General features: G+C 67.2%; 12 protein-coding genes. 3 read left to right on the top strand and 9 right to left on the bottom strand.

Annotated elements, in window-relative coordinates:
* Nucleotides 1-9: 9 nt before the first annotated feature.
* Nucleotides 10-438 carry an RDD family protein gene (locus tag ACIOTO_RS15185; protein ID WP_029262829.1) on the bottom strand — a complete coding sequence of 143 codons (429 nt, stop codon included), beginning with the start codon at nt 436-438 and terminating at the stop codon, nt 10-12.
* Nucleotides 439-584: 146 nt separating this feature from the next.
* Between ACIOTO_RS15185 and glnA the strand changes: the two genes are divergently transcribed.
* Nucleotides 585-2,009, top strand: a complete 1,425-nt coding sequence (gene glnA, locus ACIOTO_RS15180) for a type I glutamate--ammonia ligase (RefSeq protein ID WP_029262830.1) — start codon at nt 585-587, stop codon at nt 2,007-2,009.
* Nucleotides 2,010-2,538: 529 nt separating this feature from the next.
* Here glnA and ACIOTO_RS15175 read toward each other — a convergent pair.
* From ACIOTO_RS15175 to ACIOTO_RS15155, 5 genes are read right to left on the bottom strand one after another with little or no spacing between them, the layout of a single operon-like run.
* Nucleotides 2,539-3,378, bottom strand: a complete 840-nt coding sequence (locus tag ACIOTO_RS15175; RefSeq protein WP_400858466.1) for a helix-turn-helix domain-containing protein — start codon at nt 3,376-3,378, stop codon at nt 2,539-2,541.
* A 20-nt stretch (nt 3,379-3,398) separates the two neighbouring features.
* Nucleotides 3,399-5,702 (bottom strand): arylsulfatase, encoded by a 2,304-nt coding sequence (locus tag ACIOTO_RS15170; RefSeq protein ID WP_400858465.1) that lies wholly within the window; start codon nt 5,700-5,702, stop codon nt 3,399-3,401.
* A complete protein-coding gene (locus ACIOTO_RS15165) occupies nt 5,699-6,541 on the bottom strand; it encodes a tyrosine-protein phosphatase (RefSeq protein WP_400858464.1) in 843 nt (280 codons plus the stop codon). Before ACIOTO_RS15165 ends, ACIOTO_RS15170 begins: the two co-directional genes overlap by 4 nt.
* 28 nt (nt 6,542-6,569) lie before the next feature.
* Complete coding sequence (locus ACIOTO_RS15160) at nt 6,570-7,526, bottom strand: DUF1214 domain-containing protein (RefSeq protein WP_400858463.1); 957 nt, start codon at nt 7,524-7,526, stop codon at nt 6,570-6,572.
* Nucleotides 7,527-7,554: 28 nt separating this feature from the next.
* Complete coding sequence (locus ACIOTO_RS15155; protein ID WP_029261811.1) at nt 7,555-7,929, bottom strand: SHOCT domain-containing protein; 375 nt, start codon at nt 7,927-7,929, stop codon at nt 7,555-7,557.
* Nucleotides 7,930-8,142: 213 nt separating this feature from the next.
* On the opposite strand from ACIOTO_RS15155, the gene ACIOTO_RS15150 reads away from it, so the two are divergent.
* On the top strand, nt 8,143-9,618 hold the full coding sequence (locus tag ACIOTO_RS15150) for a LuxR C-terminal-related transcriptional regulator (RefSeq protein WP_400858462.1): 1,476 nt from the start codon (nt 8,143-8,145) through the stop codon (nt 9,616-9,618).
* A 94-nt stretch (nt 9,619-9,712) separates the two neighbouring features.
* On the opposite strand, the gene ACIOTO_RS15145 is transcribed toward ACIOTO_RS15150, so the two are convergent.
* Together ACIOTO_RS15145 and ACIOTO_RS15140 are read right to left on the bottom strand one after the other, a co-directional pair.
* Entirely contained in the window at nt 9,713-10,327 is a 615-nt protein-coding gene (locus tag ACIOTO_RS15145) for a hypothetical protein (protein ID WP_262001024.1), read from the bottom strand.
* Between the two features lie 286 nt (nt 10,328-10,613).
* On the bottom strand, nt 10,614-11,435 hold the full coding sequence (locus ACIOTO_RS15140; RefSeq protein ID WP_400858461.1) for a helix-turn-helix domain-containing protein: 822 nt from the start codon (nt 11,433-11,435) through the stop codon (nt 10,614-10,616).
* Between the two features lie 371 nt (nt 11,436-11,806).
* Between ACIOTO_RS15140 and ACIOTO_RS15135 the strand changes: the two genes are divergently transcribed.
* Nucleotides 11,807-12,955, top strand: a complete 1,149-nt coding sequence (locus tag ACIOTO_RS15135; protein WP_029261807.1) for an AI-2E family transporter — start codon at nt 11,807-11,809, stop codon at nt 12,953-12,955.
* Between the two features lie 28 nt (nt 12,956-12,983).
* Here the strand turns inward: ACIOTO_RS15135 and ACIOTO_RS15130 are convergent, their stop codons facing one another.
* On the bottom strand, nt 12,984-13,904 hold the full coding sequence (locus tag ACIOTO_RS15130) for a diacylglycerol kinase family protein (protein WP_105710047.1): 921 nt from the start codon (nt 13,902-13,904) through the stop codon (nt 12,984-12,986).
* Nucleotides 13,905-13,944: the final 40 nt, after the last annotated feature.

Below are 13,944 nucleotides of genomic sequence, written 5' to 3'. Positions count from 1 at the left end.
ACGCTACGTTCAGGCGCGGATGAGAACGGTGCCGACGGCCTTGTCATGCAGGCCGCGCTGATCGGCGTCCCAGATCACCGCCGGCACGACCACGACGAGCAGGAGGGTGCGCACGATCGGCCGCCACAGGCCGACCCAGGCACCGTCGCGGCGCACGAGCCGCATTCCGAGGATCCGGTGGCCCGGGCTGCCTCCCGCGGTAGGGATGAAGAGGATCTGCAGCACGGCGAACACCAGCATCGGCGCGAACTGCGTGAGCCCGGCTTCGGTGGGAAGCGCGAACTGGTCGTAGCCGAGGAACGCGGTGGCGATGATGGTCGCGGCGAGGTAATCGATGAGCAGTGCCCCGATGCGGCGGCCCGGCCGGGCGATGCTGCCGGGACCCGACTCCGGCAGTCCGAGTCGCTCACCGGGGTACGTGTTCACAGCGTCCGTCACTCCCCCAGCCTACCGAGAGCGAAATGCCGCATCGTCGCCGGGCTCCTGTAACACGCCCGAAACAAAGCGGATACCGTAGAGAAATCCCCCGTCCGTACTCTGCAGAGTGGCCGTGAAGCCATCGATCCGCATTACAGGAGTCGTACATGTTCAAAGATTCGTCCGAGGTACTGACCTACATCAAGGAGAACGACGTCAAGTTCCTTGACATCCGTTTCACCGATCTCCCTGGTGTACAGCAGCACTTCAACATTCCTGCATCGACGGTCGACGAGGCTTTCTTCACCGACGGTCAGCTGTTCGACGGCTCCTCGATCCGCGGTTTCGCGAGCATCCACGAGTCGGACATGCAGCTCATCCCCGACGTCACCACCGCGTACGTCGACCCCTTCCGCGAGGCGAGCACCCTCGTGATGCTGTTCGACATCTACAACCCGCGCACCGGCGAGATCTACTCGAAGGACCCGCGTCAGGTCGCCAAGAAGGCCGAGAAGTACCTCACGTCGACGGGCATCGCCGACACCGCGTTCTTCGCCCCCGAGGCCGAGTTCTACATCTTCGACGACGTCCGCTACAACGTCACCTCGAACTCCAGCTTCTACAGCGTCGACTCGGAAGAGGGCGCCTGGAACACCGGCCGCGAAGAAGAGGGCGGCAACCTCGGCAACAAGACCCCGTACAAGGGCGGCTACTTCCCGGTGAGCCCGGTCGACAAGACCGCTGACCTCCGCGACGACATCACCCTCAAGCTGATCGACGCCGGCTTCATCCTCGAGCGCTCGCACCACGAGGTCGGCACCGGTGGCCAGCAGGAGATCAACTACCGCTTCGACACGATGGTCCACGCGGCGGACGACATCCTGAAGTTCAAGTACATCGTCAAGAACACCGCCGAGGAGTGGGGCAAGGTCGCGACCTTCATGCCCAAGCCCCTCTACGGCGACAACGGCTCAGGAATGCACACGCACCAGTCGCTGTGGAGCGACGGCAAGCCGCTCTTCTACGACGAGGCCGGCTATGGTCAGCTCAGCGACATCGCACGCTGGTACATCGGCGGCATCCTGGCGCACGCGCCGGCCCTGCTCGCCTTCACCAACCCGACGCTGAACAGCTACCACCGTCTGGTCAAGGGCTTCGAGGCTCCGGTCAACCTGGTCTACTCGGCCGGCAACCGCTCCGCCGCGATCCGCATCCCGATCACGGGCTCCAACCCGAAGGCCAAGCGCATCGAGTTCCGTGCGCCCGACGCCTCCGGAAACCCGTACCTCGCCTTCGCCGCGCAACTGATGGCGGGCCTCGACGGCATCAAGAACCGCATCGAGCCGCACGAGCCGGTGGACAAGGACCTCTACGAGCTTCCGCCCGAGGAGGCCAAGGACATCCCTCAGGTTCCGAACTCGCTGCTCGACTCGCTCGACGCCCTGGCGGCCGACCACCAGTTCCTCCTCGAGGGCGGCGTGTTCACGAAGGAGCTCATCGAGACCTGGATCTCGTACAAGTACGAGAACGAAATCCTGCCGATGGCCCAGCGCCCGCACCCGTTCGAGTACGAGCTGTACTTCGGGGTCTGACGACCGCAGCGCATCGTGAAGAGCCCGCCTCAGCTTCGGCTGAGGCGGGCTCTTCCGCGTACAGTCCCGTACGCGACGCGGTAGCGGGAGTGGATCACGACGTCGCCGACGCGACTGCGAGGACCTCCGGGAACGAGTCCGGCTGGGGGCCGAACATGATTCCCGAAGGTCCTCGCCGCTCCAGCCGGTCACGAAGAGCCGGCGAGCATCACCACGCACATGTTGGGGATACCACGTGCGGGGTGAAGGTGTCGTTCCCCGAGGCGAGGAAAGGAACGCCCGGGGGTGACGTGAGAAGCCATGAGGCTGTATGCGACATGGTTCGCCTTTCGTCACAGATTCGGGTGCTGCTCCATCGCGGCTTCCAGCGGCGGGTGGTGAAGCAGTGTCAGTCTCTCGACACGACATTCCCGACTGAAGAGCGGGAGCGGCATCTGCGACAAAGAGGTCCTCCGTGACAGGAATTGCTCTGTCGCAACTTCCCCTTCGGGCACGCCGAGCCGCGCGGCGGCGTCGAGCGTGGGAGCGGTCAATTCCCGCGGGGTGAGCGGTGCCCCGCCCTCGTGAGCGCACGTCGCATCGTGACGACGGAGGTGAATCCTGAATCGGCAGCGATGTCCGCCATCGAGGGACCGCGCTTCCCGTCGTCCAATGCGAACAGGCGCAGACCCTCCGCGACGCGATGACGCTCGATCTCTCTCCGCGGGCTCGTGCCCATCGGCTGATAGGCGCGATGCAGCGAGCTGGCACTCACGGCGAGCTCTCGGCACAGCGCCTCGACGGTCAGGGCAGGGTCGCGGTACCGCTCGGAGATGATCGTCTGCGCGGCGAGGAACAAGCCGTCTCGGTGCACCGGATCGGTGCGCACTCGAGCCGAGTGCTCATAGGCCGCAGCGGCGACCAGATGCTCCATCGCGATCCGAGAGTGGATGGAGGGCCTCACCCCGGCTCGGTTCGCGTCGAGCGATGTGTTGGCCACAGAGGTCATGGCGAGGAGGGACTCTCGCGTGATCGACCGCGGCTCACCCATGAATCGGCGATACTCCCGCCCCCGTAGGATGCTGTCGCGGAAGAACCAGCCGTAGCGCGCCCATGGTTTCGGCGAGTGGGCTCGGAGTGCAGAGTCGCCGGCGAGCAGGATGATCTGCCCCGCCTCGATCTGCACGGTGCTGCCGTCCACCGTCACCTCGGCGATTCCCTCCACGATCGCCGCCACGTGAACGATGCCCGCGCGACTGTGGAGCGCAGTACTCATCCCTCCGCTCCACAGCCGCGCGAACCCGAAGTCGTCGGTGGCCGTCTCGTCGTACTCGTAGACGTGCGGTCGAGCGTCGTAACTCCACCCGTGCCTGAGGCTCTGCTTCAGCACCTCCACCTCGACCGCCGGCGTCAGCTCGTATAGATCACGTCGACCGCGTGGATCTCACCGGTGAAGGCGAACGGCGCACGGTCGAAGTAGTCGAGCGAGACGGAACCACCCAGGCACACGCCGATGTCGAGACAGTCGTTGGCGGTGAACAGCAGCGGGACGCTGACGGGCACGGTGCCGGTCGCGATCTGCCGGCCGTCGAGCGATATGTCGATGCGCAGCGGTCCGGCCGGCCTCGCTTCGACGTAGCCGGTCTCCACGACGATCTCCGCGCGCCCCGCAGGCAACCGCTCTGCGGACCGGATCTTGGTGCGGTGAACGATGAACGTGTTGTACTCGTAGCAGAGGTAGCCGTCGTCCAGGTAGCACGTGAGGCCTCCTCCGGCGCCGCCCAGCGCGTAGAGCACTCCCTCGGCGTTCTCCGGCAGCGATGCGTCGATCGTCACCCTGTTCGCGCGGTTCCCGAGCGCCGGTGCGATGAACTCCGGCATCCGTCGCAGGTCGCCGGTGAAGTTCCAACTCCGGTACGGCGTCGAGATGCGGAACTCGGGGTGGTAGATCGGCACCCAGAGGCCACCGCCGACCGGATAGACGCTGTTCTTCGCCGCCTCGATGGCGAACAGCTCCTTGAGCTGGGCGAGCTTGTCGGGGTGCGCGTCTGCGAGGTCATGAGCCTGCGTCCAGTCCTCGTCGAGGTGATACAGCTCCCAGGCATCCTGGTCTGGGCTCCAGTCGGCGATCCCCTCCGGCAGTCCGGGAACCCAGGGGGCTCGGGGACCGAAGGCCGACGCCATCCACCCGTCGTGATAGATGGCCCGGCTGCCGAGGATCTCGAAGTACTGGGTGACGTGCGTCTCCTCGGCATCCGGGTCCGTGAGCGCCGCGGCGAAGCTGGATCCGTCGATCGGATCCTGGTGCACGCCGCGGACCTCGCGAGGCGGAGTGATCCCGATCAGGTCGTAGAGGGTGGGGACGACATCCGTGCAGTGCACGAACTGCGACCGCGGCGTGGAGTCCGGGGTGATCCGCGCCGGCCAGCGCACCGCCAACGGATTGCGTGTGCCACCGAGGTGGGAGGCGAGCAGCTTCATACCCTTGTACGGGGTGCTGCCCGCCCAAGCCCATCCCGCGTGGTACATGTTGTCGGCCTTGGCCGTGCCGAGAGCGTCCAGGCCGCCCATCTCGTTCATCGCCTGGATGTGCATCTGCACGGTCGACGGGATGCCGTTCTGGGCGAGCAGTTCGCTGATTGTGCCGTTCTGCCCCTCACCGGACGACCCGTTGTCTCCCCAGATGTACATGATCAGGGTGTTGTCCCCGTATCCGAGCGCCTCGATCTCGTCGATGACGCGTCCCGCCTGCACGTCGGCGTGCTCGCCGAAACCGGCGGCGATCTCCATCAACCGGGTCTGGAACTCCCGTTCGTCTTCGGGGATGTCATCCCACGCGGGCATCCGCGCGTCCCGCTCGGTCAGCTCCGCCGATTCGGGGATCCAGTTCTTCGCCTTGGCACGCGCGAAGACCCGCTCGCGGTATTCGTCCCAGCCACCGTCGAATCGTCCCGAGTACTTGTCCGCCCACTCCTTCATGATGTGATGCGGGCCGTGCATCGCGCCGGACGCCCAGTAGAGGAAGAACGGCTTGTCCGGAGCCAGCGCCTTGTGGTCGCGGAGCCAGCCGATGGCATCGTCGGCGAGATCCTCACTGAGGTGGTATCCCTCGGCGGCGGTCTTCGGCGGCAGGACGCTCGTGGTGTTCCTCACGAGGTGGGGCTCATACTGCGACGCTTCACCCGCGAGGAAGCCGTAGAAGTACTCGAATCCGATGCTGGAGGGCCAGTTGTGGAACGGCCCGGTGGCTCCGGTCTCGATCGCGGGCGTGTTGTGCCACTTGCCGAATGCGGCGGTCGAGTACCCGTAGTCCTTCAACACCTCCGCGGCGAGGGCGCTGGAGCGCGGGATCTCCCCCGCGTACCCATCCCAGTCGTTCGCCAACTCGGCGATCTGTCCGTTCCCGATCCGATGGTGATTGCGGCCGGAGAGCAGCGAAGCCCGCGTCGGCGAACACATCGCGGTCGTGTGGAACCTGTTGAACCCGATTCCCTCGTCGATCACGCGGGACAGTGTGTCGGTGCGCACTTCACCGCCGAACGTGTCCGGAAGACCGGGCCCGGCATCGTCGATCAGGACGATGAGGATGTTCGGCGCGTCATCGGGAAGCCGAGACGAAGTCGCCCTCTGGCCGTACACCGATTCCTGCATCGTGCGACCCGCGATGCTCACAGACGGGGTCGGCGGGAACGGGAGGACGTCTTGCGGGTTCATGAGGAGTACCTTTCGGGGATCGACGGCTGCGCCTCGCCGTCATGGAGGACGAGACGCCGACGCAGCGCGACGAGATCAGCAGGGTCGAGACCGAGCCCATCCACGGCGTAGCCCTCGATCCCTCCGAACCTCGTGTGCGCCTCGTCGATCGCTGCGTCGAGATACTCAGCCCGCACGCCGAGGACGGGAAGGAGCAATCTCGTGTCCACCCCCTTCGCCGCGGCGGCCGCGAGAAGCGGCTGCAGAGCGGGCAGCAAGTCGGTGTTGGTCTCGAGATAGTCGGCACGCACGTCGCCCTCGCTGACGCCGAGCAGCAGAAGCAACGAAGCCGCCGCCCACCCCGTGCGATCTTTGCCCGTCGTGCAGTGGAACAGCGCCCCACCGCGACGAGCCGGATCGATGAGGTCGAGGTAGAACGCCCGGTAGGCCGCGAGTGCGGACGGGAGACTCACGATGTTCCGGTAGGAATCGCGCATCAGCTCGACGCCGCGCCCGTCTCCGAGCGTCGCAGCGAGCCCGGCCGGGTCGCTGGCGAGTTGGCCGACGCCCGCCGCGACATCCGTCGTGCTGTCGGCCAGCACATCCAGGCCGACGAGCCGCACGCCGTCGGGCAACCGATCGGGTGACGCGCCGCGCTCGCCGACCGTACGGAGATCATAGACGGTCGTGATGCCCAGGCCGAGGAAGGCCTCGACGTCATCGCCTTCCAGCCGAGCGAGGGTGGCCGAGCGATAGACGGCACCGGACCGGAGGACTCCCCCGGCTGCGCGCAACCCGCCGAGATCACGCAGGTTCGGGGCGCTGCGCAGGGGAATGCGGCGGGTGATCGGAATGCTCATCGACTCTTCTCCTGTTCTTCGACCGTCGTCAACGTTCGTCGGTCGGAATCGGCTCAGGGCGCGGCGGGACCCAGCTTCCCTCGAGGACCGACTGCTGCGGACGATAGAGCCGCAGTGTGTAGTTCCAACCCGGCATGATGGGCAACGCGTTCGAGTGGCCCACCGGGTCGGCGCCGAAGTGGATGGTCACTCCGCCGTCGTCGTCTGCGACCGCCGTCAGACTGTTGATGCTGTTCACCCCGAGAGTGTTCTGCTCGAAGTAGCCGGCGGCGTTGTAGAGCGACACCGACCAGAAAGCGTCGACCGGCACGTCTTCGAGCCGCAGCCGGTAGTCGGCCACCGGCAGCCCCTCATCGATGCTGATGTAGGTGGCCTCATATTCGGGAAGGCCGCCCCAGCCGCCGGCGGTGCCGAGCAGATGCATGACCGGATCGACCTCCGCCGGCGTTCCGAAGGCGTGGTCGTAGGTGGCGACGCCGCGTCCCAGGGTGAGGAGCGCGTCGCGGGTCTCTGCCTGAGACGCTTCGTCGTACTCCGGCAGCGGGAACTCCCCCACGCCGCCACCCTCCAAGACGATCGCATCCTGGAGACGGTTCACTTCCAGGACGTCGATGGCATCGTTCGGGTCGACCAGGATGCGCACCAGGGTCACCGCGTAGTCGGTCCCGATCGCGTCGCGGGTGAGCAGGTGGGGACCGGCATCCCGCAGCAGCAGTGGACCGTAGTGGTCCTGACTCACGACGAAGGCGGAGATGTAACGACCCGCGGTGTCCGGCAGCGTGAGGGTGACATCTTCGCGCACATCGATGACGGCGCTGCTGTAGAGGGTGTCGCGGTTCTGCCGGATGATCGGCTGATCATCGAGAGACTTCAGGCCGCGGCTGTGATTCCACGCGCCGAGTCCGACCCCGGCCGCGAGGCGGGAGAACATGAGGTCGGACTCGGCGCGACCGAAGTTGCGCACGGTCACTTTCGTTGCGGGCATGAGGTTCCCTGCTATCGGTGTCAACGGATCAGGCGAGAGCCTTGGCCTTGAGCCGGTCGAACTCCTCGGAGCTGATCGCGCCCGCATCACGGAGTCGGGCCGCGGCCTCGATCTCCTCGGTCGCCGTCTTGCCTGCGACCTCCCGGATGTAGGACTCGGTCGCCTCCGCCGATTCACGCGCCGCCCTGCTGCTCCGCTCGGCCATCCCCTGGCCGCGCGCGATGAGGTAGACCAGGACGGTCAGGAACGGCAGGAAGATCAGGAAGACGACCCACACCGCCTTCCACCACCCGTTCAGGCCGCGATCGCGGAACAGGTCCGCGATGATGGCGAAGAGCGCGAACAGGTAGCCGATGAAGACGGTCGCCCACAGCATCCAGCCGAGCGTTTCCCAGAAGAGCATGTCTGTTGATTCCGTTCTCCCGCCGGAGCGCATTAGCGTCCCGCGAGGATGAAGAGCAGTGTCGGGTGCCCGTTCTGCGGTCTGGCCGAAGACACGAGCGTCGCTGAAATTCTGGCCAGTCCCGCCCCCTCGGAATGCGCTTCTCATCCGCGCCGGATGAGAGCCGGAGTCATCCGCCGCCCCCGCCTCTCCCGGCGCCGATATCGTTGACGCGTGATCGACGCCGTCCGCGAGGACATCTCCCCCACTGATCCGGAGCTCGCCCGTACGGCTCTGCGCCGGAACTGGCTCCGCCTCATCCTCGAGTCCCGGACCCGCGAACTCGAGCAGCTCTGTCTCGCTCAGCCGGACCCGCACGACGCGCACGTTCTCCTGATCCGCGCGTGCTGCCGCGACCTGCTCGGCGACTCGCACGGTGCGACATTCCTGCGCGGTCAGGGGTTGAGCGTCGCCGCAGAGGACTTCGTCGTCTGCTTCACCGAGCTTCTTCTCGCGACGGATGCTTCCGCCAAGGCCGTCGCCGCGGACCGCGCCCGGGACGCCCTCACCCGATGCGGCCCGGAGGACGACTATCCCTCCGCGCTCTTCCTGCTGGGGTGGACCGAGGTCCGACTCCGGCGGGACCTCGGCGAGGCCATCGCACTGCTCCGCTCCGCAGCGGACGAGGCGCGTCTGCACGACCGAGACGAGACCTTCCGGCTCGCCCAGTCGAACCTCGCCTTCGCGCTGACCCACGCCGGGCTCTTCGCAGAGGCCGAGCAGACCCTCGATGCGCTCCCGGTCGCGGCGGCACCGTCCGATTGGGACGTCTTCGAAGGCGGTCTCCCCCAGGCGAATCGTGGAACCATCGCCTACTGGCGCGGGGACTACGACGAGGCGATCCGCCACCTGGATCCTGCGGTCGCCGATACCGCTCCCGGCCACAACTTCGAAGCCCTCGCCCGCCTCTACCTGGTGATGAGCCTCGTCGCGTTGAAGCGTGACGACCGCTACTACGCGGCATCCGAGCTGATCCGTGGCGTGAGCAGGGCCGACAAGCACGGCATTCCGTGGGACACGCTACGGCGGGTGGTTTCCGCGCTGCTCGCGCATGCGGAGGGGCATGACCAGCGCGCGCGAACCATCGCGGCGCCCGCGCTCACACGACCCGGTGCCGCGGTGGCGCACGCAGTGCTCGCCGAGCTCTACCGGGTCCTCGATGAGCCAGCGCTCGCGGCTCAGGCGCTGCGGTTGGCGTCGGCGGGCGCCCTGCCCCGGTACGCACGTGTGAGCACGCTGATCACCTCCGCCGCGCTGCGGTCTGCGGCCGGTCGCGGGTCGGAAGCACACGAGCTCCTGGACCGAGCGCTGGAGGCCGCCTCGTCGGAGCGGATCCTCGCCCCGTTCCTGTCGGACGACCCGCTGATCGGTGACCTCCTCAGCGCACACGCGCATCGGGGATCACGTCATGATCCCTTCCTCGCCGTCGTCCTGGAGCGACGAGGACAACTGTCGCGACGCCTCGCCGGCGTGCTCACGCCGCGGGAGAGCGAGGTTCTCGGGTGCCTGCGCACGACGATGACGGCCGAGGAGATCGCCGCGCACCTCGGTGTGGCCTACCCGACCGTCAAGACGCACATCCGCTCGGTCTACCGGAAGCTCGGTGTGACCACCCGACGCGAGGCCGTGCGCTCGACGCTTGCCCGATGATGTGCACAGCCCGGTGGGAGAAGACGCGCACGACGAAGCGCCCGCCGGTCATCCCGGCGGGCGCTTCTCCGATCACGACGTCGATACGCGGTGGTTACGGCACCTTCGAGCCGGAGGTCTTCTCGCTGAGGAAGTCCGACGAGAGCGTGGTGTTCACGTACGTGTCGACGAGCGCACCCCCCGCGGACGGCAGGAGCCAGAGCACCGGCAGCTGCACGAGGTTCTCCGCGCCGTTCAGCACACCGCTGTAGGTGTAGGTCACGCTCCCCGAGGTGCCGTCGGCCGGAAGCGATCCGACGCGGGTCCATCCGTGGAGGTTCTGCTCCTGGAGGCGGTAGCTGCCCGGGTTGGTCACGCCGTTACCGGCACCCCACGCGACGGTGACGGTGGCGGTCCCCGACGTGAACTTGCCCGCCGGCTCCATGTCGCCGGTGGTGCCGTCGAAAGCGTTGAAGCCGAGGGTCTGCCCCGTGTTCACCTGCACGCGGTTCGGCTGCGTGGCCGTCCAGGTCTGGACCGAGGTGCCGCCCTGCCACGACGAGAGCCCCCCTCCAGGGGCCGGCTGCGGCTGGGGGTCGGGCGTGTTCTCGCTCGCGGCGGCGAGCGGGGTGGCGACGGCTACCGCGATGACCGGTGCCGACCAGGCCGCCGCCTTGATCACGGTGCGGCGGTCGAAGCCGGCACCGCGCTGGTTCTCGTTCTCATTCATCTCGATGTTCTCCTTGGGGGTCGGCACAGTCCACTCGGGTGACCGGTGTCACGACGTCTCGCCGCGTGGCACTGGCCACGCGGAGCTTCGACGCATCGGCACACTCGCTGGACCCGTGTGGATCGCGCGGCGGGTTCCGCGCTCGTGCGGCAGCCGCGAATGGGAGTACGGCCGGCCATCCGTCATGCTGGCAGCGGGGACGACCGGCACTTCCCGTCCGGCACGCACATGTCGCTTTCTCGACCAGGGGTGTCGCGCTGGGTATGACGCGCACCGCCGACGGAGGTCACCCCTCTCGTCGCCGTCGGACCTCCGACGGGGCACGCCGCCCCTCGTGCGCCATCGCCCGCGCCAGGCTCGACCCGCCGGCGAGGCCGGAGTACCGACCGATCTCCTCGATGCTCAGGCGGTCGTACGCGGGATCCGTGAGCAGACCGATCGCATGCTCGACGCGCGATCGGCGGATCTCCCGCTCCACCGTCGTACCCTGTGCCCGGAACGCACGTTGCAGCTGACGCAGGGAAAGCCGGAGCTGCTCGGCGACGCCGCGCGGCGACAGCAAAGGATCTGATGCCTGCGCGGTGATCAGGTTCAGGGCATCGCGATGATGATCGGGCGGAAGGCCGGCCGCCGCGGCACGGGTGGCCTCGACAGCCACGCCCAGCACCATCTCCTGCAGGAGACGCTCGAGGTAGTAGTTCCCGAAGGCGCTCACCGGATCGGCGTCCACGACGGCCGCCCGCTCGGCGAACGCGACCGCCGGGTCGAGCAGTGACGTCGACGGTGACACGGGCCGGATCTCGCCCGGCGCCGGCGCCGCGAACCCGGCGAGCACCTCCGCGGGCAGGACGATCGAGAGCAGACGCAGTCGCTTCAGCGGCGAAGTCAGAACGGTCGCATCGTGGTTGAGCAGAAAAGCATCGTTCTCCGCCAGTCGCACCGTTCCGGACGGGGAGCCGATATCGATGCTGCCGGAGCGGACACTGTGCAGTCCGATCAGTCCCGGCATGCGGTCGAGCCTCGAACGCGCGTCATCGCGCCCCGCCACGAACTCGCGGATGCGCACGCTCCCGAACATGGCCAGCGTGCGCGCTCTCGTCACGGGCACGACACGACTCCCGATCGCGCTCGACAGACGCCCAGCGCCGGGAAGGGCGACGGGCGGTTCTCTCCGGCCACCTCAGCGGCGTCGCGAGCGAGTCAGCGTGTGCTTCCCCCTGAGCGCACGTGGCGCGTCGGGTTCGAACGTCGACGACCGGTCGACTTCTCTCGGTGAAACGCGTCCCCACAGCACAATGAAACCCTCCCCATGCGGTTCCCCACCGCAGCCCGGCCCCCCGGGTACGGGGCCCTCGATCCCACCATATCGGTCCGGCAGCCGTGCCGAGACGACCGACTACGCCGCCGCGCGGACTCTGCGCTTGACCGCCGGGCACACGAATGATCAACTGGTGAGTCTGACCATCGACCGGGGGAACCATGCGCCGTAGAAGAGTGATCGCGAAGGCCGAACCGCGCACACCTGTGGAAGCCGCGCCGTCACAGCCGTCGAACGCGGTGGCCGCATATGCGCGCACGAACCCGTTCATGTTCGGTCTGCTCGGTGCGCTCGGGGTCCTGGTCGCGTTGGCGGTCGGCAGCATCATCGGTCAGCTCGCGACCGTGCTCGTCTACATCGGCGTGGCGATCTTCCTCGCCCTCGGACTGGACCCGATCGTCACGTTCATCGAGAAGAAACTCCCGCGCCCGGCCGCCGTCACCATCGTCGTCGCCGGTGTGGTCCTCGCCTTCGCGGGAATCATCCTCGCCATCGTCCCGATCCTCGTCGAGCAGATCAGCAACCTGATCAAGGACGGCCCGCAGATGGTCGAGGACTTCATGGCCAGCGCCTGGTACAAAGACGTCAGCGGCCAGTTCGGCTCGAGCATCCAGGATGCCGTCCAGGGCATCCTCGATTTCGTCGGAGACCCGGACAACTTCCTCGACATCGGCGGCGGCGTGTTCGCGGTCGGCGCGGGGATCGCCGGTGGGTTCACCGGCATCACGATCGTCCTGATCCTGACGCTGTACTTCATGGCGTCCCTGCGGAGCATGAAGCATGTGGCCGCCCGCTTCGTCCCCGCCTACCAGCGGGGAACCTTCAGCGGACTGCTCGAAGACGTCTCCGGCGCGGTCGGGCGCTATGTGATCGGGCAGGCGAGCTTGGCGCTCATCAACGGCGTCCTGAGCCTGATCTTCCTCAGCATCATCGGGGCGCCGGTCCCCGCGCTACTCGCCCTCATCGCCTTCATCGGATCCATGATCCCTTTGGTGGGAACGCTGACGGCATCGATCATCAACTCGCTGATCTGCCTCTTCGTCTCGCCGCTGACCGCACTGATCGCGATCATCTACTACCTGATCTACATGCAGATCGAGGCATATGTGCTCTCGCCGCGGATCATGAGCAAGGCCGTCGCGGTTCCCGGGGCGCTGGTGGTCATCGCCGCGGTCGCCGGTGGCGCATTGGGCGGCATCCTCGGAGCGCTCGTCGCCATCCCGGTCGCCGCGAGCATCATCATCATCGTGCAGAAGGTGACGTTCCCCGCTCAGGACCGGAAGATCGTACCCCCGGTCACCGCCGTCTGACCCGCGCAGTCCGCCGGCCGAACACCTTTCAGCGTACGAGCAGGGCGCCGGCTTCCACGCGCACCTCGAATGCGGAGAGCTCGCCCATCTCCTCACCGTCGATCTCGAACATGAGAGGCGTCTTCAACTGAACCGAGATGTTCTCGACGGGCAGGTGGCGCGCGGAATCGGTGCTGACCGCCTCATCGGTCGCACCGAAGATCCGTCGGATGCCGTTGTCCCAGACGAAGGAGCGCAGGGTGTCCAACCACTGCAGGGCGCCGTCTGCACTGATCATGAGCACATCGAGCTTGCCGTCGTCGAGAACGGCATCGGGGAGCAGGCGGATGCCGCCCTGCACCATTCCGCAGTTGCCGATGAGCATGGTGTGCCCGCGCACCGCCACGGCCTTCTCCCCGTCGATGGCGAGGGTGATGTCGGTCATCTCGGTCCCGGCCAGGGCACGCCCCATCGCCTCGACGTAGGCCAGCCAGCCGGCCTTCGACTTGAGGTCGTCGTCGGTTTCGACCAGCATCTGCGCGTCGATCCCGAACCCGACCATGACGGCGAACGCGTGCTCGGTGCCGTCGTACGACACCCAACCGAGATCGATGCGACGCGGCTCCGCGTCCCGAACCCTCTGGAGGGCTGCGGCGACGTTGTTCAGCGGCACTTCGAGATTGCGGGCGAGGAGGTTGCCGGTGCCCTGCGGAACGATCCCGAGGGCCGTCTCCGAACCCGCCAGCGACTCCGCGACCGCACGGACAGTGCCGTCTCCCCCGACGGCGATCACGATGCCCCGGCCGTCTTCGCGAGCCTCCCGGGCCATGCCGCGGCCCGGGTCCTCCGGCGTCGTCTCCCACCAACGGATGTCGTACTGCTCGTCGAACACGTCGCTCACCGCGTCCTGCAGAACGTTCTGATCGACCTTCGAGGGATTCCAGACGATTCCGATGCGCGTAGGGGTCATATCGTCAGCTTGGGACACGTCGCCCGATACTGCAAACCGA

It is taken from the genome of Microbacterium sp. NPDC087592, assembly GCF_044743585.1.
GTDB lineage: Bacteria > Actinomycetota > Actinomycetes > Actinomycetales > Microbacteriaceae > Microbacterium.
The sequence above is the reverse complement of the archived record's forward strand: the minus strand, read 5'-3'. Positions and strand labels throughout refer to the sequence as shown.